The 18,980-nt window shown below is 64.8% G+C and carries 23 protein-coding genes; 9 read left to right on the top strand and 14 right to left on the bottom strand.

The annotated features are described in order from the left end of the window. Positions 1-55: 55 nt before the first annotated feature. The 3 genes from J2S32_RS07770 (at position 56) to J2S32_RS07780 (ending at position 3,046) form a co-directional block, all read left to right on the top strand. Complete coding sequence (locus tag J2S32_RS07770) at positions 56-1,363, top strand: cystathionine gamma-synthase family protein (protein ID WP_253519880.1); 1,308 nt, start codon at positions 56-58, stop codon at positions 1,361-1,363. Positions 1,364-1,647: 284 nt separating this feature from the next. Then, entirely contained in the window at positions 1,648-2,244 is a 597-nt protein-coding gene (locus J2S32_RS07775; protein WP_253519885.1) for an ATP-grasp domain-containing protein, read from the top strand. Between the two features lie 10 nt (positions 2,245-2,254). Continuing rightward, positions 2,255-3,046 carry an SDR family NAD(P)-dependent oxidoreductase gene (locus tag J2S32_RS07780; protein ID WP_253519888.1) on the top strand — a complete coding sequence of 264 codons (792 nt, stop codon included), beginning with the start codon at positions 2,255-2,257 and terminating at the stop codon, positions 3,044-3,046. 12 nt (positions 3,047-3,058) lie between these two features. Here J2S32_RS07780 and J2S32_RS07785 read toward each other — a convergent pair whose 3' ends face one another. Next, positions 3,059-3,592 (bottom strand): J domain-containing protein, encoded by a 534-nt coding sequence (locus J2S32_RS07785; RefSeq protein WP_253519891.1) that lies wholly within the window; start codon positions 3,590-3,592, stop codon positions 3,059-3,061. Between the two features lie 154 nt (positions 3,593-3,746). Here J2S32_RS07785 and J2S32_RS07790 point away from each other — a divergent pair, with 154 nt between their 5' ends. Then, a complete protein-coding gene (locus J2S32_RS07790) occupies positions 3,747-3,896 on the top strand; it encodes a hypothetical protein (RefSeq protein ID WP_253519894.1) in 150 nt (49 codons plus the stop codon). Positions 3,897-3,960: 64 nt separating this feature from the next. Here the strand turns inward: J2S32_RS07790 and pal are convergent, their stop codons facing one another. The 7 genes from pal to galE form a co-directional block, all read right to left on the bottom strand. Further along, positions 3,961-4,467, bottom strand: coding sequence for a peptidoglycan-associated lipoprotein Pal (pal, locus tag J2S32_RS07795; RefSeq protein WP_253519897.1), 507 nt, complete (start codon positions 4,465-4,467; stop codon positions 3,961-3,963). Between the two features lie 76 nt (positions 4,468-4,543). Beyond that, positions 4,544-5,932: a Tol-Pal system beta propeller repeat protein TolB gene (gene tolB / locus J2S32_RS07800; RefSeq protein WP_253519902.1), complete on the bottom strand. Its 1,389-nt coding sequence runs from the start codon at positions 5,930-5,932 to the stop codon at positions 4,544-4,546. Continuing rightward, a complete protein-coding gene (locus J2S32_RS07805) occupies positions 5,929-6,777 on the bottom strand; it encodes an energy transducer TonB (protein ID WP_253519905.1) in 849 nt (282 codons plus the stop codon). The genes tolB and J2S32_RS07805 overlap by 4 nt, the downstream gene beginning before the upstream one ends. A 9-nt stretch (positions 6,778-6,786) precedes the next feature. Continuing rightward, on the bottom strand, positions 6,787-7,263 hold the full coding sequence (locus J2S32_RS07810; protein ID WP_253519908.1) for an ExbD/TolR family protein: 477 nt from the start codon (positions 7,261-7,263) through the stop codon (positions 6,787-6,789). Further along, positions 7,263-7,961: a protein TolQ gene (tolQ, locus tag J2S32_RS07815; RefSeq protein WP_253519911.1), complete on the bottom strand. Its 699-nt coding sequence runs from the start codon at positions 7,959-7,961 to the stop codon at positions 7,263-7,265. Before tolQ ends, J2S32_RS07810 begins: the two co-directional genes overlap by 1 nt. After that, positions 7,958-8,422: a YbgC/FadM family acyl-CoA thioesterase gene (locus J2S32_RS07820; protein WP_253519914.1), complete on the bottom strand. Its 465-nt coding sequence runs from the start codon at positions 8,420-8,422 to the stop codon at positions 7,958-7,960. The genes tolQ and J2S32_RS07820 overlap by 4 nt, the downstream gene beginning before the upstream one ends. Before the next feature lie 88 nt (positions 8,423-8,510). Continuing rightward, entirely contained in the window at positions 8,511-9,521 is a 1,011-nt protein-coding gene (gene galE / locus J2S32_RS07825) for a UDP-glucose 4-epimerase GalE (RefSeq protein WP_253519917.1), read from the bottom strand. Positions 9,522-9,658: 137 nt separating this feature from the next. On the opposite strand from galE, the gene J2S32_RS07830 reads away from it, so the two are divergent. Together J2S32_RS07830 and J2S32_RS07835 are read left to right on the top strand one after the other, a co-directional pair. Next, entirely contained in the window at positions 9,659-10,264 is a 606-nt protein-coding gene (locus J2S32_RS07830; protein WP_253519920.1) for a DUF4136 domain-containing protein, read from the top strand. Next, positions 10,261-11,400, top strand: a complete 1,140-nt coding sequence (locus J2S32_RS07835) for a M14 family metallopeptidase (protein ID WP_253519924.1) — start codon at positions 10,261-10,263, stop codon at positions 11,398-11,400. The genes J2S32_RS07830 and J2S32_RS07835 overlap by 4 nt, the downstream gene beginning before the upstream one ends. A gap of 9 nt (positions 11,401-11,409) precedes the next feature. On the opposite strand, the gene J2S32_RS07840 is transcribed toward J2S32_RS07835, so the two are convergent. The 5 genes from J2S32_RS07840 to J2S32_RS07860 form a co-directional block, all read right to left on the bottom strand. Next, a complete protein-coding gene (locus J2S32_RS07840; protein WP_253519927.1) occupies positions 11,410-11,583 on the bottom strand; it encodes a hypothetical protein in 174 nt (57 codons plus the stop codon). A gap of 71 nt (positions 11,584-11,654) precedes the next feature. Beyond that, positions 11,655-12,674 carry a S66 peptidase family protein gene (locus J2S32_RS07845; protein WP_253519930.1) on the bottom strand — a complete coding sequence of 340 codons (1,020 nt, stop codon included), beginning with the start codon at positions 12,672-12,674 and terminating at the stop codon, positions 11,655-11,657. Continuing rightward, positions 12,671-13,075, bottom strand: coding sequence for a cytidine deaminase (locus J2S32_RS07850; protein WP_253519934.1), 405 nt, complete (start codon positions 13,073-13,075; stop codon positions 12,671-12,673). Before J2S32_RS07850 ends, J2S32_RS07845 begins: the two co-directional genes overlap by 4 nt. Before the next feature lie 10 nt (positions 13,076-13,085). Then, positions 13,086-13,814, bottom strand: coding sequence for a glycoside hydrolase family 25 protein (locus J2S32_RS07855; protein ID WP_253519937.1), 729 nt, complete (start codon positions 13,812-13,814; stop codon positions 13,086-13,088). A gap of 10 nt (positions 13,815-13,824) precedes the next feature. Next, positions 13,825-14,328, bottom strand: a complete 504-nt coding sequence (locus tag J2S32_RS07860; RefSeq protein ID WP_253519940.1) for a UPF0262 family protein — start codon at positions 14,326-14,328, stop codon at positions 13,825-13,827. 139 nt (positions 14,329-14,467) lie between these two features. Between J2S32_RS07860 and J2S32_RS07865 the strand changes: the two genes are divergently transcribed. Next, the gene (locus J2S32_RS07865) at positions 14,468-15,988 is read left to right on the top strand and encodes a replicative DNA helicase (protein ID WP_253519943.1); all 1,521 of its coding nucleotides are present in this window, start codon (positions 14,468-14,470) and stop codon (positions 15,986-15,988) included. Position 15,989: 1 nt separating this feature from the next. Here the strand turns inward: J2S32_RS07865 and J2S32_RS07870 are convergent, their stop codons facing one another. Further along, positions 15,990-17,171 carry a phospholipase D-like domain-containing protein gene (locus J2S32_RS07870; protein ID WP_253519946.1) on the bottom strand — a complete coding sequence of 394 codons (1,182 nt, stop codon included), beginning with the start codon at positions 17,169-17,171 and terminating at the stop codon, positions 15,990-15,992. A 110-nt stretch (positions 17,172-17,281) separates the two neighbouring features. Between J2S32_RS07870 and rpoZ the strand changes: the two genes are divergently transcribed. Together rpoZ and J2S32_RS07880 are read left to right on the top strand one after the other, a co-directional pair. Then, positions 17,282-17,626, top strand: a complete 345-nt coding sequence (gene rpoZ / locus J2S32_RS07875) for a DNA-directed RNA polymerase subunit omega (RefSeq protein ID WP_253519965.1) — start codon at positions 17,282-17,284, stop codon at positions 17,624-17,626. 107 nt (positions 17,627-17,733) lie between these two features. Continuing rightward, the gene (locus tag J2S32_RS07880; protein ID WP_253519969.1) at positions 17,734-18,915 is read left to right on the top strand and encodes a DUF3667 domain-containing protein; all 1,182 of its coding nucleotides are present in this window, start codon (positions 17,734-17,736) and stop codon (positions 18,913-18,915) included. The last annotated feature ends 65 nt before the right edge of the window (positions 18,916-18,980 follow it).

The following is an 18,980-nucleotide window of genomic DNA, read 5'->3' on the forward strand; positions in this document are numbered from 1 at the left end:
CATCCGACTTGGCTCCCGCCTTCCTGGGAGCGTTGATCAGGAAGGAGGTTCGCCGATGAGCGACCACGATATCGACCCGACCTCGCCGCGTATGGCGCCCAAGCCCGAAGTCACCAAGATCGACGGGCGCGAACTCAAGCCCAGCACGCTGATGATGGGCTATGGCTACGACCCGGTGCTGTCCGAAGGCAGCCTCAAGCCGCCGATCTTCCTCACCTCGACCTTCGCCTTCCCAAGCGCCGCCGACGGCAAGCGCCATTTCGAAGGCATCACCGGCAAGCGCCCAGGCGGCGCGGACGGCCTGGTCTATTCGCGCTTCAACGCGCCCAACCAGGAAATCCTCGAAGATCGCCTCTCGGTGTGGGACGGCGCTGAAGACGCGCTCAGCTTCTCCAGCGGGATGACCGCGATCTGCGTGCTGATGCTCGCCTATGCCAGCCAGAACGACGTGATCGTCCATTCGGGCCCGCTCTACGCGGCATCCGAAGGCTTCGTCGCCAAGGTGCTCGCCAAGTTCGGCGTGACCTATGTCGACTTCCCCGCCGGCGCCACGCGCGAGGAGATCGACGCGGTGCTGACAAAGGCGAAGGCGCAGGCCGACGAACAGGGCGGCAAGGTCTGCATGGTCTATCTCGAAAGCCCGGGTAACCCGACCAATGCGCTGGTCGACATCGAAGCGGTCCGCGCCTCGGTCGATGCGGCGCAGCTCGACTGCCCGATCGCGATCGACAACACCTTCCTCGGCCCGCTGTGGCAGCGCCCGCTCGACCAGGGCGCCGACATTGTCGTCTATTCGCTAACCAAATATGTCGGCGGCCATTCGGACCTCGTAGCGGGCAGCATTGCCGGGGCGAAGAAATGGATGGATCCGGTGCGCATGCTGCGCAACACCATGGGAGGTATCTGCGATCCGAACACCGCCTGGATGCTGATGCGCAGCCTCGAGACGGTCGAACTGCGGATGAACCGCGCGGGCGAGAACGCCGCCAAGGTCTGCGATTTCCTCGCCCGGCATTCCAAGGTCGAAGGGCTCGGCTATCTCGGCATGATCAAGGATGCGCGCCAGCAGGACATTTACAACCGTCACTGCAAGGGTGCGGGCAGCACCTTCTCGCTGCTGCTCAAGGGCGGCGAGGCCGAATGCTTCCGCTTCCTCGACAGCCTCAAGATCGCCAAGCTGGCGGTCAGCCTCGGCGGGACCGAGACGCTGGCGAGCCACCCTGCTTCGATGACGCACCTCTCGGTTGCGGAAGGCCGGCGTGCGGAACTGGGGATCTCGGACAACCTCGTTCGTATCAGCATCGGCATCGAAGACGCCGACGATCTGATCGCCGACTTCACGCGGGCGCTGGAGGCGGTCTGACCCGGATCGGCTTCCTCGCCTGTCCCGAAACGCTCCCCGGCGAGGGTCCTCGCCGGGGAGACGCGTTCGAGCACGATCTCGAGGTCGCCGCGCTGCGGCCCGCGTTCGAGGCGGCGGGACTGGAGCTGGTCGAGATCGACTGGCGCGCTTCGCTGGATGCATTCGGCGACATCGCGCTGGTCCTGCTGGGCACTGCGTGGGATTATCAGGACTATCCCGAGGCGTTCCTCGCCCGGCTCCAGGGGCTTGCCGCGAAAGGCATCGCGGTCTGCAATCCCCCCGAGGTGGTCCGCTGGAATGCGGACAAGCGCTATCTGCGCGAACTGGCCGAACGCGGGGCAACAACCGTGCCGACGCTTTGGCTCGACGATGCGGGCCCGGACGACGTGCTTGCGGCGATTGCCGAATTCGCCACTGATCGCGTGGTAGTCAAACGCCAGGTCGGCGCGGGCGGATTGGGCCAGCACAGCTTCGCCCGCGACGCGCTGCCCGATCCCGGTTGGACGATGGGCCGCCCCTGCATGATCCAGCCCTTCCTGCCGGGCATTGTCTCGGAAGGCGAGTACACCTTCGTTTTCATCGACGGCGCTTTCAGCCACGGCGTGCTCAAGCGCGCGGGCGCAGGCGACTATCGCATCCAGTCGCTCTATGGCGGTTACGAGCGCGATTATGCGCCCGACCCGCAGGACCTCGCGAGGGCCGAGGCCATCTTGGCCGCGCTGCCCTTCGACGACCTGCTATACGCGCGCATCGACATGGTGCGGCGGCCAGCAGGCGAACTGGCGGTGATGGAAGCGGAGCTGATCGAGCCATATCTCTACCCCGAGCAGGGACCGGGCTTGGGCCGCAAGCTGGCAGCGGCTATCGTCGCCCGGCTGTAGGGAGGCGGGCATGACGGACAAAATATTCTTGGTAATCGGCGCGGGCGCGGGGATCGGCGGCCATGCGGCCGCGCGCTTCGCCCGCGGGGGCTACCACGCGGTGCTGGCGCGGCGTTCCGACGAAGCGGGGCTGGCCAGGCTGGTCCACGCGATCGAGGAGGACGGCGGCAAGGCCACGGGCACTTTGCTCGACGCGGCGGCGGATGGCTCGATCGAGGAACTGGTCGACCGCATCGAGCGCGACATCGGGCCGATCCACACCGTGCTCTACAATCTTGGGGCGCAGATCGGGAACCGCACGCTTGGCGACACCCCGCATCGGACCTTCGAACTGGGCTGGCGGCTGGGCTGCTTCGGCCTGTTCCGGCTGGCGCATGCGGTGACCCCGCTGATGGTCGCGCGCGGCAGCGGCACCATCCTCGTCACTTCGGCCACCGCTGCCGTACGCGGCAATGCCGGACAGCACAGCCACGCCGCAGCGATGGGCGGGCGCCGGATGCTGTGCCAGACGCTCAATGCCGAATTCGCCCCGCAGGGTGTGCATATCGCGCATGTCGTGGTCGATGGGTCGGTCGATGCGCCCGATACGCTGGGCAAGCTGCTCGGCGATAGGTTCGAGGCATACAAGGCGGCGAAAGGCGAAGACGGGGTGATCGATCCGGGCGCGCTTGCCGAAACCTATTGGCACCTCGCGCACCAGCCGCGCAATTGCTGGACCCACGAAATGGATGTCCGGCCGTTTACTGATGCCCCGTGGTGGAACGACAATCCAATTCCGGCGATCGATACCAAATCGAAATAGCCGCCTTGGCGGCTAGCCCTTCCACTCGCGGCGTTCTTCAGCGGCCTTGAGCACTTCATAGGCCAGCTGCAGCTTCTGGAATTCGGCCGCGGCTTCCTTGTCGCCCGGTTTGACGTCGGGATGGACGGTCTTCGCCTTGTCGCGCCAGGCCTTCTTGATCGCGACGAATTCCGCGTCCGATTCAAGTTCGAGCACGTCGAGCGCGCGCATTTCGTCGGCGCTGCGCGATCCGTCGCCGCTTCCGCTCCAGCCATAATGCTGGGCTTCGGCATAGCCCGCATTCTCGCTGCGTTCAGCAGTGGTGCGGGCTTCCTTCTCGGCCTTGTCGAGGCCTTCGAAATAGTCCCACTTCTGATTGTATTCGGCCGCGTGCTTCTGACAGAACATCCAGCGTTCGGGACTGTTCGGGGCCTTGGGCGCGGGGCATGCCCCCGGCTCTTCGCAACCATGGCGATCGCACAGGCGCACGGTCGTCGCCTCACGCGACGAGCCATAGCCCCGCCAGCGTGGGAAGCCCCAGTCGTTGGAACGGCGCGGCTTAGCCATGCGTCGGGACAATCATTTTTCGGGTAAGCATGGCGTCAATCTAGGAGGATAGGCGAAAGGTGCAAGCGCTCAGGAACCAGTTTCAAATTGAAATGTTGCACTGCAAGCAATGCTTAATATTTTCGCCCTAGAAAGCCGACCGATGAAACCGACCATGAGCAAACAGCTGTGCCTGTCCGCAACCGCCGCGATCCTGTCGATGGCGGTCTTCGTGCTGATCGCAGGACGGGGCGGGCTCCATGCGGACACTGCCGACCAGATGGCCGCCCAGACGCCGCTGGTGAGCCTTACCGTTACGCAATAGCCATCGCCCGCAGATCATCGCAGGCTTGAAAGGGCTCCCGGATCCGGGAGCCCTTTCCATTTGATCAGCTGATGGTGATCGTCGCCGCGCGGCGGTTTTGCGCCCACGCCGATTCGTTCGAACCCAGCGCAACCGGGCGTTCCTTGCCATAGCTCACCGTTCGGATACGGTTTGCCGGAATGCCGATCGAGACGAGGTAGTTCTTCGCCGCATTGGCCCGGCGTTCACCCAGCGCGAGGTTGTAGTCGCGCGTCCCGCGTTCGTCGCAGTGCCCTTCGATGGTGAAGGTCACCTGCGCATACTGGCTGAAATACTGCGCCTGGCGCTGCAGCTTGGTCTGGTCTTCGGCGTCAATATTGAAGCGGTCGGTATCGAAATAGACGACCGTATTTTCCTGCCCGACGGCATTGACGAAATGCTGCTGCGAACCGACCGACGGACCGCTCGGCGCGGGGGCCGGGGCAGGCGTTTCGGTCGGCGGCGGTGGCAGTTCCTCAGGCGCCTTCTTCTGGCAGGCTGCAAGCGCGATGGTCGATGCAAGCATCAGGCCGGTAGCAACACGGGTATTCATAGGCTGTCCCCTTTTAAACAGCGTGGTGAAATCGGTTTTGCCCCCCGAATTCGGTCCCTGTTGTAGTTCAATGCAGTTACGGCAGGATCGGTCCCCAGGCCGGGTCCGACGCATCGACCGGCGTAGGCAGGCGGCGCAGATTGTCGCCGGTCAGATCGACCTGCCACAGCGATGTCTTACCGCTGTTTCGCTCGGTGCGGAAGAACTGGATGATGCGGCCGTTGGGTGCCCACGTCGGGGCCTCGTCCTGCCAGCCATTGGTCAGCGAGCGCAGGTTGCGGCCATTGGGGCTCATCACCGAGACGTTGAAATTGCCCGCGATGTGCGTGAAGGCGATCTGGTCGCCGCGCGGGCTCCATTCGGGCGTTGCCGCGCGTCCGCCGAAGAAGGACAGGCGGCGCTGTCCGGTGCCATCGGCATTCATGATGTAGATCTGCTGGCTGCCCGACCGGTCGCTTTCGAAGACAATCTGGCTGCCGTCGGGCGAATAGGAGCCGCCGATGTCGATCCCGGGCGTATCGGTCAGCCGCTGGCTTTCCCCGCCCCGCGCGGCAACGCGGTAGATGTCGGTATTGCCGCCGACCGCCATCGAATAGAGGATCCAGCGACCGTCGGGGCTCCAACGCGGCGCGAAAGTGGGATTGCTGCTTTCCGTCACCAGCGTCTGGCGACCGGTACCGATGTCATAGACATAGATCCGCGGATTGCCGTCGACATAGCTGAGATAAACGAGCTGCTTGTAGTCGGGCGAATAGCGCGGTGTCAGCGCGGTCGAGCGGCCGGTGGTGATGAAGCGGTGGTTCGCCCCGTCGCTATCCATGATCGCCAGCCGCTTGGTGCGGTTATCCTTGGGACCGGTTTCGGCGATATAGGCAATGCGGCTGTCGAAGAACGGGCTTTCGCCGGTCAGGCGTGCGTAGATCAGATCGGCGCATTTGTGCGCGGCGCGGCGCCAGTCGGCTGGCGGGACCACCCAGCCTTCGCGGACCAGTTCCTGCTGCAGCGCCATGTCGTAGAGATAGCAGCCGACCGTCAGCCGATCGTCGCTGCGCCCGCGGACATAGCCATGGACCAGCATTTCGGCGCCGCGGTTCGACCATGTCGACCAGTTGGGCGCAGTGATCTCGCCAAAGCTCGGCTGCGGCAATGCGTCGGGACCGGTCGGCTTGAACAGGCCGTTGTTGCGCAGATCGGCGGTGATGACGCGCGCCAATTCCTTGCCGAGCGCCGCAGTGCCCGATGAACTCGCCGGTGTCGCGACGTCGCGATCGGTGGCAAAACCGGGAATGGCGATCCCGAGATCGTCGAGATTGCCATCGAAGCTGACCGTTCCCGAAAGGCCTTCGCCCTCGTCGATGGTCTCGACCTCGCCGCCTTCGAGAACCGGCTGGCCAAGGTCCTGGTTCTGCGCCGCGAGCGGCGCTGCGATCAGGAGCGATAGGACGAACAGGGCTGATTGCTTCATCGGGACAGGTTCCAGTCGAAATCAACGGTTACGGTCTTCCACGCCTCGTAATATTCGGGCGGGAGGTCGAAAGGGGCGGCGAGTTGGACCGCCCTGATAGCATTTTCCGCATGGCGCGGCGCCTGCGCGCGATTGGCTTCGGTTTCGCCGCGCTGGCCAAGCAGGCTCGGCGCCCCGGCCAGTGTCCCATCCGGATTGAGCCGGAAGCGGATCCTCGACACCAGCTTCTCGCGATCCGCGCCGTCTACCGGGCGCCAATGCGGACGCAATTGACGGGCGACGGCCTGGAACAGCGATGCTTTGGCACTGGCACCGATCTGCGATGCGGGAACGCGCGTTTCATCGGTCGTCGTGCTGCTTCCAGAACCTTCGAGGAAATTGTCGCTCAAGCGCGAACCGCCACTGCGCTGGCTGCTTTGCGGCTGGTTCTGGCTGCGCTGTGGCTGCGCTTCGCTACGCTGCGCCGGGCTCTGCGTGCGCGGCGGATCGGGGCGCCGCCGCGGACTGGTATCGGCACGGGCATTGGGCGAGGGAACGGGAGATTGGACCTGCGGCGGTGTCGGCCGTGTAATCTGGGGCGATGCGGGCTGGTCTTGCGCAGGCGCAGGCGCCGGATTGATGTCGAGCGTCGGCGCGGTCGAAGCGCGGCTTTCGGTGACCGGATCGGGCGCAGTGGCTTCCATCCCGACGTCCTCGGCGAGGCTCACCGTCATCCGCTGCGGCGGGTCGATCACGGGGGCGGGGAACAGGCCCTGCACCATCAGCATCGCGAACAGCGCAAGGTGCAGCACGACCGCGACCGCCAGTCCGGTCCGCTCCTCTGCGCTGATGCCTGTCCTCTCCATGGATCGCCGCTACGATTCGTCCGATGAACGGTTGTTGACCGCCGCCGGGGCGGCGCTGTTGGTGATCAGCGAGATACGATTGAGCCCGGCGCGGTTCAATTCGCCCATCACCGCCATGACCCGGCCATAATCGAGCGCACGGTCGGCACGCAGCGTGATATCCGGCCCGTCACCGCCCATGCGCGGCAGGCTTTCGAGCGCCTGCGGCAGGCCGCCGAGCGGGACTTCGGTGTCATCGATATAGACATACCCCGCCTGGTCGATGCTGATGGTCACCTGCTGCTGCTCGTTGGACAATTGCGCAGCGCGGCTGTCGGGCAGATCGATCGGCACACCCGCGGTCAGCAGCGGCGCGGTGACCATGAAGATGATCAGTAGCACCAGCATGACATCGACGAAGGGCGTGACGTTGATTTCGGACATCGGCCGGCGATGCCCGCCACGCCCGCGCCGGGTCCCCCGCGCAGAAGCCAGACCCATCGCCATCAGCGCGTTTCCAGCTGGCGGCTGAAAGTCGCATTCAGCTTGTCGGCAAACCGCTGGAGGCGCGCTTCGTAGCGATCGACGCGGTGGCTGAAGCGGTTGTAGGCGATCACCGCCGGGATGGCGGCAAACAGGCCGATGGCGGTAGCGAACAGCGCTTCGGAGATCCCGGGTGCGACCACCGCGAGCGAGGAGCTTTCCTGCGCACCGATCTGGAAGAAACTGTTCATGATGCCCCAGACGGTACCGAACAGCCCCACAAAGGGCGCAACCGAGCCGACAGTGGCGAGAAAGTTCAGCCGTTCGGCAATGTCATCGGCTTCCAGTGCGATCTGGCTGTCCATGGCAGTCGCAATGCGTCCGCGCAGGGCCTCGGGATCGCGGACCGGGTTCTTGGTCGAACGGCGGTATTCCGCCACCGCCGCCTGCGCCACGCGGGCGGCGGGAATGTCCTTGTTGCCGCGCTCGGACGTCAGCCGGTCGAAGCTGTCGGCTTCCCAGAACTCGCCTTCATAAGCGATGGTCCGGCTGCGCAGCTTGCGCATCCGCAGGCTGAAACTGACGATGATCATCCACACCCAGATGCTGGCCAGCAGCAGGCCCGCCATGACCAGCTGGACGACGATATCGGCGTCGAGGAACAGGCGGATCGGATCGAGCCGGGTCGGTGCCGCAGCGGCGAGGAGAGTAAGCGAGCTCATGGGTTCCCTTGATCGGCAAAACGCGCGAAGGCCGCGCGCCATTCCTCCGGCTGGCGCCTGGGCCGGCCTTCGGGTGAAACGAAGCCGACGCGCAATTGTGCCTCGGCCAGAAGTTCGCGCTCTTGACCCGCCAACCTGAACGCAAGCTGGTGCATCCGGCACGACGCCGCGCGCAGTTCGGTGCAGCGGGTTTCGATCAGCACATCGTCGTCGAGCTTGGCGGGGCGAAGGTACTTCAGATTGACCTCCGACACCGCATAGGCGCCCACTCCGGCCTCGATCGCCGAACGCTGGTCGATCTCGAGCTGGCGCAGCAGATCGCTGCGCGCGCGTTCGAACCAGCGCAGGTAATTGGCGTGATAGGTGATCCCCGAAAGATCGGTGTCTTCGTAATAGACACGCACGGCATAAAAGTGCCGGTCGCCGTCGAGCGTGCCATCGGGGAAGGTGGGCAAGGTCATATGCAAGCGCGCCCCTTAGACGAGCCGCTATTCCCGCGGCAATGCAGAACGACGAAACGACATATTCGAGCGACCAGCCGGAAGCGGGTCACTCGCCGCGCAGATCGGACAGCTTGCGCTCCCATTGCAGCGCATGGGTGATGATCTGCGACAGATCGGCATGTTTGGGCTGCCACGGCAGCGTTTCGCGGATGCGCGAGGGGTCCGAGACAAGCTCTGCCGGATCGCCCGCGCGGCGCGCTTCCAGCCGCCTCTCGATCGTCTGGTTGGTCACGCGGTCGACCGCGTCGAGAACTTCGAGCACCGAGAACCCGCGCCCATAGCCGCAATTCATCGTGAGCGAGCGCTCGGGCTGCTCGATCAGCGCCTCGAGCGCCAGCAGATGCGCGGCCGCAAGATCGCTGACATGGATATAGTCGCGCACGCCGGTGCCGTCGGGGGTGTCGTAGTCGGTCCCGAACACCGCCACGCTGTCGCGCTTGCCGGTGGCGGCTTCGCAGGCGACCTTGATCAGATGCGTCGCGCCGGCGGTCGACTGGCCGGTGCGCGCCTGCGGGTCGGCCCCCGCGACGTTGAAATAGCGCAGGGCGCAGAAGTTGAAGCCATAGGCCGCGCTCGAATCGGCGAGCATCTGTTCGGTCATCAGCTTCGACCAACCATAGGGGTTGATCGGCTGCCGCGGACTGTCTTCGGAAACCGGAGAGCTTGCGGGCGTGCCATAGGTCGCCGCGGTCGAGCTGAAGATGAAATGCTGCACCCCGCCCTCGACCGCAGCCTCGATCAGCGCCCGGCTCTTCACCGTATTGTTGTCGTAATAGGAGAGCGGGTCTTCGACCGATTCGGGGACGATGATCGAACCGGCGAAATGCATGATCGCCTCGATCCCCTGCTCGGCGAAGATCTGCTCGAGCAGGATGGTATCGGATATGTCGCCTTCATAGAGCGGCACGTCTTCGGGCACCGCAAAGGCGAAACCGGTCGACAGATTGTCGATCACCGCCACCGGCCAGCCTGCGTCGCGCAGCGCAAGGACCGCATGGCTACCGATATAGCCCGCCCCGCCGGTAACCAGCACGGGCACTTTCGTCGTCTCGCTCATGGCCTGCGGACGTAGCATACCAAATGGTAACGGCAACTTTCTAGATCTGCGGTCCAACGCCCCGGTGCGGATTTGCATCGTCATGCGTTGCAGGGGCAGGCATTCAGGCCGCTACGACGTTAGAAGGATCGCCAGAGATGAACCGCTTCCCCCTCGCCCTCGGCATCGCCGCCACCCTGACACTCGCGGGCTGCACCACGCCGGTCGGCCCGGTCGAGGTAACCCGTTTCGTTGCGCCTGAGCAGGCCGCGCAATTGGGCCAGGGCAGCATCTTTGTCGAAACCGCGCCGGGCACCGGCGGCGACAGCCTCGCGCTGGCCCCCTACAAGGCTGCCGTCGCCGAGGAATTGCGCCGGCTGGGGTATAGCGAAAGCGACCGCAGCGGCGCACGCCAGATCGCGCAGGTATCGCTGTCGCAATACGTAATCGGCAGCGGCGGAAAGCGCAGCCCGGTCAGCGTAGGCGTCGGTGGATCGACCGGCAGTTATGGCTCGGGCGTCGGCGTGGGGATCGGGATCAACCTGGGCGGCGGGGCGAAGGATCGCTTCGGCACCGAGCTTGCTGTAACCATACGCGACGAAGCCACCGGGCAGAGCATCTGGGAAGGCCGCGCCGATTTCCAGCCGCCCGAGAATTCACCCCTTGCGCGGGGCCAGGCGAACGCCCAGACGGTCGCCTCAGCGCTGTTCCGGGAGTTCCCCGGCAACAATGGCGAAACGATAGAAGTAGAGGTTACCGAGTGAACGATATCCGGATCGATTCTGCCTTCGACAGTGGCAATATCGAGGTCCTTTCGGTGGATGGTGCCAGCGCGAAGCTGGCGATCCCGAAGGACACCAATAGCGATTTCAAACAGTGGTTCCATTTCCGGGTCGCAGGCGCTGCGGGACGCGAGCTGGTACTGATGATCAGCGGCCTCGAACAGAGCGCCTACCCCGGCGGCTGGCCCGATTACGACGCCTGCGTATCCGAGGATCGCGATTACTGGGGCCGCGCAGCCTCGTCCTATGACAAGGATGCCGACGGCGGTACGCTGACGATCCGTTATACGCCCGCCAGCGATATCGCCTGGTTCGCCTATTTCGCGCCCTATTCGATGGAGCGCCATCACGATCTCATCGCCGAGGCAGCGTCGTCCGAAGGCGTCGACCATGTCCATCTGGGCACGACGCTCGACGGGCAACCGCTCGATTGCCTCGAAATGGGCGAAGGCCGCTTCAACGTGTGGCTCTATGCGCGCCAGCATCCGGGCGAAACGCAGGCCGAATGGTGGATGGAAGGCGCGCTCGAAGTGCTGACCGATCCCGCCGACAGCGTGGGCCGCGAATTGCGCAAGCGGTGCCGCCTGCATCTGGTGCCCAATTGCAACCCCGACGGCTCGAAGCGCGGCAATCTGCGCGTCAACGCCGCGGGATCGAACCTCAACCGCGAATGGGAAAACCCGACCGCGGAAAAATCACCCGAAGTCCTCGCGATCCGCAACCACATGGACAAGACTGGCGTCGATTTCGCAATGGACGTCCACGGCGACGAGGCGATCCCCGTCAGCTTCCTTGCCGGTTTCGAAGGCATCCCCAGCTGGACCGACGAACAGGGCGAACGCTACTATCGCTACGAAGCGATCCTCGACCGCCGCACACCCGATTTCCAGACCGAACTGGGCTATACCAAGTCGGCACCGGGCCGGGCCAATCTGTCGATGAGCACCAACCAGGTCGCCGAACGCTTCGGCGCGACTGCGATGACGCTGGAAATGCCCTATAAGGACAACAAGGCCAATCCCGAGCCCGAACAGGGCTGGAGCCCGGAACGCTGCAAGATGCTCGCACGCGACTGCCTCGCTTCATTGCTCGAGCTGATCGAAACACAGGACAGCTGAGCGCGGGCTTCAGTCGTCGAGGATCTTGCGCGACACCTCGTCCATCGTGCCGGTGACCAGCAGCGGCTGGCCGCCGACGATACCGACGGTGGTCTGGCCGTTTTCGGCCGCACGCAGCCAAGCGATATTGGACGCAACTACGAGGTAGTTTCCGCCACGCGAATCAAGGGCAACGAATTTCATAATGGGGGGTGTCTCCTGACCCTCCCCCGATAGCCCGAAACCGCCGGGGAAGCGATCAAGATCGCGTGGCTTCAGGCAACAGCCGGTTCGAGCATCCGGAGCGTCCGCGAATCGGCGTCCAGTTCGACAGGGACATTGACGGGCAGGCACAGCTGGTTGCGGACATGGCCGGTGTTGAAGCCCGCGATCACCGGCTTGCCCAGATCGCCCAGATGCCGGTCGAGCACATCGTCGAGCGTAAACCCCACATAGTCGGGATCGCGCACCGTGCAGCGGGTGCATTGGCCGAAGACCACGCCCACCACGCGTTCGAATACCCCGGCCAGCCGCAATTGCTGAAGCATGCGGTCGACGCGGTAAGGCTCTTCATTGATGTCCTCGAGAAACAGGATCGCGCCATCGAAGTCGGGAAGCCAGCCCGTTCCCATCAAGGTCGAGAGGATCGTCAGATTCCCGCCCAGCAACCGCCCGCGCGCGGTGCCGGGAACGAGGGTGCGTGCGGGCCGGCCGGTCGCTTCCTCGATCCTCCCGCCGCCGAGCACCGGCGTTCCCCCGGCAAAGGCGATGCGCCACAGACTGTCCCAGCTTTCCCCCTCCCACCGGCTCGCGGCATTGGGGGCATGCAGCGTCGGGAACCCGGCACGTGCAGCGATCGCGAGATGCAGCGCGCTGGTATCGCTGTAGCCGATCAGCAGCTTGGGATTGGCGCGGATCGTGTCCCAGTCGAGCAGCGGGAGGATGCGTGCCCCGCCCCAGCCCCCGCGCACCGCGAAGATCGCGCGGACATCGGGCGCGGCAAACATGGCCACGATATCCGCCGCCCGGTCCGCATCATTGCCCGCGAGATAGCCTTCCTGGTCCGCAACATGCGTGCCAAGCTGGGGGACCAGCCCCATGCCGCGGATCCAGTGGATCGCGCGGTCGAGTTCATCGGGTAGCGTCACGGCGCTCGCGGGGGCGACGAGGCCCACCGTATCGCCCTGCCGCAGCCGCGGCGGCTTGCGCGGAGACGCTGCTGCCAGTCGGCCCGGCGCCACGGCTGCACCCGCCAGCCCGCCAAGCAGGCCCAGCGCGGTACGCCGCGCGATCATCCGAGGCTCGCGGGTCCGAAAGCGTCGGGCAAAAGGTCGGACAGGCGCACCTTGCGGACGTTGTCCGGCCCCACGCAGAGCACTTCGGGATCGGTCCCACCAAGCTGCGCGAGCTCGTTGAGCACTTGCCGGCAGCGCCCGCAGGGGGTGATGGGATCGGCCCCCGGCCCGGTCACCGCCACCGCTACGAGCCCGCCGCGCACGCCATCGGCCATCGCTTTCGAAACCGCGACCGCCTCGGCGCACAGCGCGAGGCCGTAGCTTGCATTCTCGATATTGGTTCCGGTCACCACGCTGCCGTCGGCAAAGCGCAGGGCGGCGCCCACCGCGAAGTTCGAATAGGGCGAGTAGGAATGGCGCGAAGCCGCACGGGCGGCGGCGATCAGCTCTTCATCGGTCATCACGATATCCTCAGGGCCGGACCACGACCCAGCGTAACGGCTCCTGCGCCGCTTCGGTCTGGTACCAGCGATTGGCGGTCCACATCAGCCAGGGGCGTGTGGAATATTCGGGTTCGAACCAGCTGCGGGTCAGCCACAATTGCCGGTCGAAGCGGCGCGACGGGGCATAGGCCGCCTCGAAATCCTCGACCGGGGCCAGGATGGCGGGTTTGCCCGCATGCGCCTCGATCTGGTTGACCAGCGTCGTCAGTTCGCTCTGCACCGCGGCGTCCGATACCCGCGTCGGGCAATCGCCCGCGGTCTTCTCAAGCAGGATCGCCGGCGGCAGCAGCTCGGCATCGCGCGGGACCATGGTGACGAAATTGCCCGATTGTCCATCGGCCACGGCGCAGGGATCGAAGCGATGCGCCGCACCGACCTGCAGACCGGCATTGCGCGCACGGGCGAAGTTCGGCCCGAAACCGGCGTCCTTGCGCGCGGCCCCGTCGCTGGCCTCGAGATAGACGAACTGGGCGCCGAGCCCGGCCAGCGTGTCGAAATCGACCGCGCCATCGCCTGCACTCACCAGCGCGCCCTGGTCGGGCCAAAGCTCCTCGTCCGGCCGCCAGTCGCGTCCTTCGTGCCAGGCATAGGCCGCCCCGATCAGGGCGATGAGCACCAGGAACATGGCGGTCTTGCCTGCGCGCGACAGCACCGGGGGAAGGCGAACCGTGCGCCGTTTGCGTCCGCGTTTGGCCATGCGCTCCCCCTCAGCCCTTGATATGCAGCACGCAGATCAGCGTGAACAGGCGGCGGGCGGTGGCGAAATCGGTCTCGATCTTCCCCTCGAGCCGCTCCATGAGCAGTTCGGCGGCCTGATTGTGGACGCCGCGGCGGGCCATGTCGATGGTCTCGATCTCCGACGGGGTGGCCTTGCGGATGGCCTGGTAATAGCTGTCGCAGATCGCGAAATATTCGCGGATCAGGCGGCGGAAACGCGCCAGGCCGAGCAGCAATTCCTCGAGCAATTGCTGCTGTTCGTCGGCGATTTCCATCAGTAATCGCCCGTCGCGCACGGCGAGCTTGAGGCGGTAGGGCCCATCGGCGCCGCGTTCGGCCGCGCGCAGCGGCTTGAAGGTATTTTCCTCGATCAGGTCGAAGATCGCGATCCGCCGTTCCTGCTCGATATCGGCATTGCGCCAGATGATCGTCTCCTCGTCGAGCTCGATATGCGCGATGCGATGGTCGCCCGGGGAGGTTGCGGAATCGGTCATGGCTGGGTGCTGCTTTCGCAGAGATAGGCAGGGTGCGGCAAGGGCTTGGCGATGTGTCCCCACTATCCACAACCCGTACGAAAAATTTAGCTGCCCAAATTCCTTGTCATCCATGCACGGCGAAGCGCATCAGGGCGCGATGCCCGATACCGACCTTCTTGTCCCCGCCGACGATTCGACTTCCACGAAACCGGCGAAGGGCCCCGTCCTGCCCGCCAACCTCGAAGCCGAAGCCGCGTTCCTCGGCGCGGTGCTGATCGACAACAAGGTGATCGAGGAACTGACCACGCCGCTGATGGCGGAGCATTTCCACGAGCCGGTGCACCAGCGCATCTACGAACGCGTGCTGCGGCTGCTCGATCGCAATTCGGTGGCCACGCCGGTCACGCTGCGGCCCTATTTCGAAGCCGACGAAGCGCTCAAGCAATTGGGCGGGGTGACCTATCTCGCGCAGCTCACCGCCGACGGGCAGGGCCTGCTTCACCCGCGCCAGCTGGCCGAACAGATCTACGACCTTGCGCTGCTGCGCGAACTGGTCAGCGTCGGGCGCAATCTCGTCGAAGGCGCGCTCGACACCTCGGACGAGGTCGAGCCGCTGCGTAAGATCGAGCAGGCCGAAGCCGATCTCTACCGCGTGGCCGAAGGTGCCAGTTCGGGCAATGAAGCGCAGACCTTCCGCAAGGCTGCCTTCGGCGCGCTGGAAGTCGTCCAGGCAGCGATGAATTCGGGCGGGCGGTTTTCGGGCAAGACCACCGGTCTCGACACGATCAACGACAAGACCAGCGGCCTGCACAATTCGGACCTCGTGATCCTCGCCGGCCGTCCGGCGATGGGCAAGACCTCGCTCGCCACCAATATCGCCTTCAACGCCGCGCGCCGGCTGATGGACGATCAGAAAGCGGGCATCGAGCCCGACAAGTCGCCGGGCGCGGGTGTCGCCTTCTTCAGCCTCGAAATGAGCGCCGACCAGCTAGCCACGCGTATCCTCGCGGAACAGGCCGAAATCTCGAGCGAGAAGCTGCGTTCGGGTAAGCTCAGCCGCGAGGAATTCCAGCGCCTCAGCTTCGCCAGTCAGGAACTGACCGATCTCCCGCTGTATATCGACGACACCCCCGCACTGACCATCGGCGCGCTGCGCACCCGCGCGCGGCGGCTCAAGCGGCGGCACAATATCGGGCTCGTCATCGTCGACTATCTGCAATTGCTGCAGGGTTCGGGGCGCGCCAGCGACAACCGTGTGAACGAAATCTCGGAGATCAGCCGGGGCCTCAAGACGCTGGCCAAGGAACTGCATGTCCCGGTCGTAGCGCTGTCGCAGCTCAGCCGTCAGGTCGAACAGCGCGAGGACAAGCGCCCGCAGCTGTCCGATTTGCGCGAATCGGGCTCGATCGAGCAGGACGCCGACATGGTGTGGTTCATCTTCCGCGCCGAATATTACCACAACGCGCTCAAGCCCGACACGCCCGACGAAACCTCGTCGGAAGAAGTGCGGATGAAATATGCCGAATGGGAAGCGCGCCATCTCGAACTGGTCAACAAGGCCACGCTGATCGTTTCCAAGCAGCGTCACGGCTCGACCGGCAACGTCCCGCTGCTGTTCCACAGCGAGTTCACCAAATTCAGCAGTCCCGACGTGCGCCACTACGACGATTACGAATAGGTCAGATGCCCAGGTTGAGCCTGCGGGTCACCGTGTAATCGATCACCGAGACCAGCAGCCAGCTGAGGTTCCAGCGGATGCGGTTCCACAGCGTCGCGCGCCGCTTGTGCAGGGGCACCGTGATGCGCTGCGACGCGGCGATCTGCTCGCTGACGAAGGCACGCATCCGGTCGGCCAGCGCGGCATCTTCCACCTTCAGCATCAACTCGAGATTGATATAGAGGCTGCGCATGTCGAAATTGGCGCTGCCGAGATAGACGGCATCGTCGAGCACGATCAGCTTGGTGTGCAGCTTGCACGGCGCGAACTCCCAGATCTGCGCACGTTTCGACAGCAGGTAGGAATAAAGCGAGCGGCTCGCCCCGATGGTCGCGCCATTGTCCGACTTGCCCGCCATCACCAACCGCGTCGCGCCCTTTTGCGCGATCGCGCCCATGCGGCGCAGCAACCGCTTGGGCGGGCTGAAATAGGCCATGAACATGTCGAGCCGTTCGCCGTTCAGCAGATCGTCCGACACGCAGCGTGCCCAGCTCGACAGGCCGCGCGTCGGCCCGCCGACCAGCCAGGTGACCCCCGGCTGCTGCCATTGCCAGTCGCGCACCGTCCGCGCGATTTCGCGCGCATGCTGTTCCTCGCGCTCGGTCCAGTGACGCAGCCGGGCATACCAGTCGTTGAGGCCTTCGACCGCCGATCCCTCGATGACGATGCCGAGATCGGCCCAGCCATTTTGTTCGGGCGGCGCGAAATAGGCATCGGCGATGTTGAACCCGCCGAACATCGCACGCACGCCATCCGCAATCACCAGCTTCTGGTGGTTGCGAATCAGATAGCGCCGCGTCCATTTGGCGGAAAAGCGCAGGCACACGCCGTCGGCATCGGTCAGCGGGCGCAGGAAATCATCGCTCGCACCCGCACCGAACTGGTCGACGATCAGCGTTACGCGAACCCCGCGCCGCGCCGCCGCGGCAAGTGCGTCGCGAAACTGCGCCCCGACGCCGTCTTCGGCAAAGATGTAGAAGCACACATCGAGCCGCGTGCGCGCGCTTTCGACCAGGTCGAACAGCGCTGCGCGCCGGTCCGCCCCCGCCGGATAGAAGACCAGCCGCTGCCCCGCGGCCTCGGCCTCGAACGGCGCCGGTTCGGCATAATCCGCATTGCGGTCGGCAGCTTCGGCAGTTCCCATCGCGGAGGGCTTAGCCGCTTGTCCGCACCGCGCAAATCCTTGACTATTTCGCGCGCGGAACCTATGTGGCGCGCTTTCCCGGAATCACTTGATTTGCATCGGAGTGCCCCATGGCGCGCGTTACCGTCGAAGACTGCGTAGACAAGGTCCCCAATCGTTTCGATCTCGTCCTGCTGGCTGCCCAGCGGGCGCGCGAGATTTCGGGCGGTGCGGAGCTGACCGTCGATCGCGATCGCGACAAGAACCCGGTCGTCGCGCTGCGCGAGATCGCCGAACAGACGATCAAGCCCAAGGAACTGCACGAAGCCGCGGTTACCAATCTGCAGAAGATCCTGCCCGACGACGATGACGAGATGGATGAAGTCGGCTCGCTCAGCCAGTCGGCCGAAGCATTGCGGATTACCGCCTCGGCCCCGACGCGCTCGACCTCGATCGGCGCCGATTACGACGGCTGAGCCGTTCGCCACATCGATATGTTTGAAAAGGCCGCCCATCGGGCGGCCTTTTTGCATTGCAGCATAGGGGCCGAGCGCATTACCCTGTCCCGCGACAGGGAGGCAGCATGACCGATATCGCAGAAGGGCTCGGGACAGCCGTGGAAGGCGGGTTGTTTGCGCGCGCCGTGGCCGGCAAGTCGAGCCGGGCGACAACGCTTAGCAAGGGCCATTTCTCCGAGGGTGCATGCCTCAACTGCGGCACCGAACTGATTGGCGACCATTGCCATTCCTGCGGACAGCAGGCGCATCTGCACCGCACACTGAGCGCGTTCATGCACGATCTGCTGCACGGGGCGCTTCACTTCGATGGCAAGACCTGGCGCACGCTGCCGCTGCTGGTCGCCAAGCCCGGCGAACTGACCCGGCGCTACATCGATGGTCAGCGCAAGCGCTTCGTCAGCCCGATGGCGCTATTCCTGTTCTGCATCTTCCTGATGTTTGCCGTGTTCCAGATCGCCGGGATCAGCGCGCCCGTCGACATCCCCGGCGACACCGACGCGCAATTGCAGGAACTGACTGCCGAGCAGCAAAACGAATTGCTCGAACGGCGCGATCTCTTCGCTTCGCGCGTAAATGATCCCGAGATCAGCGAGACGCGCAGGGAACGCGCGCAGGAATCGCTGGCCGATGTCGAACGCCAGCTCGATGCGTTGGTAAAGGCGCGCAGCGAGCTGCCCTTTCTTGGCGAACCGAACGCAGGCGCACGCCCCGCCGTTGCAGCAGAAGCGCCCAAGGAAGGCAGCGACACTGAAATTGCACCGGCGGACGCAAACAGCGAACTGGTCACGGTCGAAGGCTGGGAAGGCGAGCTGGAAAGCGTTCCCTGGTTCCAGGCCGCGGTCAAGAAGTGGCGCATGAACCCCGGGCTCATGCTCTACAAGTTGCAGACCAACTTCTACAAGTTCAGCTGGCTCCTGATTCCGCTCTCGATACCCTTTGTTTGGGTGCTGTTCGCGTGGAAGCGCGCATTCAGGGCATATGACCATGCGATCTTCGTCACCTACTCGCTGAGCTTCATGACGCTGTTCATTCTGGCAATTGTGCTGGCGGGTCTCGCCGGTGCGGGCGCCTCGACCATGACGCTGTTGTCGATCTTCGTCCCGCCGGTCCACATCTACAAACATTTGCGCGGCACCTACCGGCTATCGCGCTTCTCGGCGCTATGGCGACTGGCGGTGCTCAGCGTCGCGATCATGTTCATTCTCTTGATGTTCACCGCGCTCCTGGCGCTGCTCGGGCTCTACTGACACAGCAAAAGGCCGCCCGGTCATCCCGGACGGCCCTTCGCGTTTCCTGTAATGGATCGAGCGGA

Origin of the sequence: Qipengyuania citrea (genome assembly GCF_024171405.1) — a bacterium.
GTDB lineage: Bacteria > Pseudomonadota > Alphaproteobacteria > Sphingomonadales > Sphingomonadaceae > Qipengyuania > Qipengyuania profunda.

Excerpts from the sequence above, each read along its gene's own strand:
- rpoZ (WP_253519965.1), top strand. The coding sequence starts at position 17,282 with ATGGCGCGCGTTACCGTCGAAGACTGCGTAGACAAGGTCCCCAATCGT.
- pal (WP_253519897.1), bottom strand. The coding sequence starts at position 4,467 with ATGAATACCCGTGTTGCTACCGGCCTGATGCTTGCATCGACCATCGCG.
- J2S32_RS07820 (WP_253519914.1), bottom strand. The coding sequence starts at position 8,422 with ATGACCTTGCCCACCTTCCCCGATGGCACGCTCGACGGCGACCGGCAC.
- J2S32_RS07870 (WP_253519946.1), bottom strand. The coding sequence starts at position 17,171 with ATGGGAACTGCCGAAGCTGCCGACCGCAATGCGGATTATGCCGAACCG.
- tolB (WP_253519902.1), bottom strand. The coding sequence starts at position 5,932 with ATGAAGCAATCAGCCCTGTTCGTCCTATCGCTCCTGATCGCAGCGCCG.
- J2S32_RS07785 (WP_253519891.1), bottom strand. The coding sequence starts at position 3,592 with ATGGCTAAGCCGCGCCGTTCCAACGACTGGGGCTTCCCACGCTGGCGG.
- J2S32_RS07770 (WP_253519880.1), top strand. The coding sequence starts at position 56 with ATGAGCGACCACGATATCGACCCGACCTCGCCGCGTATGGCGCCCAAG.
- J2S32_RS07840 (WP_253519927.1), bottom strand. The coding sequence starts at position 11,583 with ATGAAATTCGTTGCCCTTGATTCGCGTGGCGGAAACTACCTCGTAGTT.
- J2S32_RS07855 (WP_253519937.1), bottom strand. The coding sequence starts at position 13,814 with ATGGCCAAACGCGGACGCAAACGGCGCACGGTTCGCCTTCCCCCGGTG.
- J2S32_RS07845 (WP_253519930.1), bottom strand. The coding sequence starts at position 12,674 with ATGATCGCGCGGCGTACCGCGCTGGGCCTGCTTGGCGGGCTGGCGGGT.
- J2S32_RS07830 (WP_253519920.1), top strand. The coding sequence starts at position 9,659 with ATGAACCGCTTCCCCCTCGCCCTCGGCATCGCCGCCACCCTGACACTC.
- galE (WP_253519917.1), bottom strand. The coding sequence starts at position 9,521 with ATGAGCGAGACGACGAAAGTGCCCGTGCTGGTTACCGGCGGGGCGGGC.
- J2S32_RS07805 (WP_253519905.1), bottom strand. The coding sequence starts at position 6,777 with ATGGAGAGGACAGGCATCAGCGCAGAGGAGCGGACCGGACTGGCGGTC.
- J2S32_RS07850 (WP_253519934.1), bottom strand. The coding sequence starts at position 13,075 with ATGACCGATGAAGAGCTGATCGCCGCCGCCCGTGCGGCTTCGCGCCAT.
- J2S32_RS07810 (WP_253519908.1), bottom strand. The coding sequence starts at position 7,263 with ATGGCGATGGGTCTGGCTTCTGCGCGGGGGACCCGGCGCGGGCGTGGC.
- J2S32_RS07780 (WP_253519888.1), top strand. The coding sequence starts at position 2,255 with ATGACGGACAAAATATTCTTGGTAATCGGCGCGGGCGCGGGGATCGGC.
- J2S32_RS07865 (WP_253519943.1), top strand. The coding sequence starts at position 14,468 with ATGCCCGATACCGACCTTCTTGTCCCCGCCGACGATTCGACTTCCACG.
- J2S32_RS07790 (WP_253519894.1), top strand. The coding sequence starts at position 3,747 with ATGAGCAAACAGCTGTGCCTGTCCGCAACCGCCGCGATCCTGTCGATG.
- J2S32_RS07860 (WP_253519940.1), bottom strand. The coding sequence starts at position 14,328 with ATGACCGATTCCGCAACCTCCCCGGGCGACCATCGCATCGCGCATATC.
- tolQ (WP_253519911.1), bottom strand. The coding sequence starts at position 7,961 with ATGAGCTCGCTTACTCTCCTCGCCGCTGCGGCACCGACCCGGCTCGAT.
- J2S32_RS07880 (WP_253519969.1), top strand. The coding sequence starts at position 17,734 with ATGACCGATATCGCAGAAGGGCTCGGGACAGCCGTGGAAGGCGGGTTG.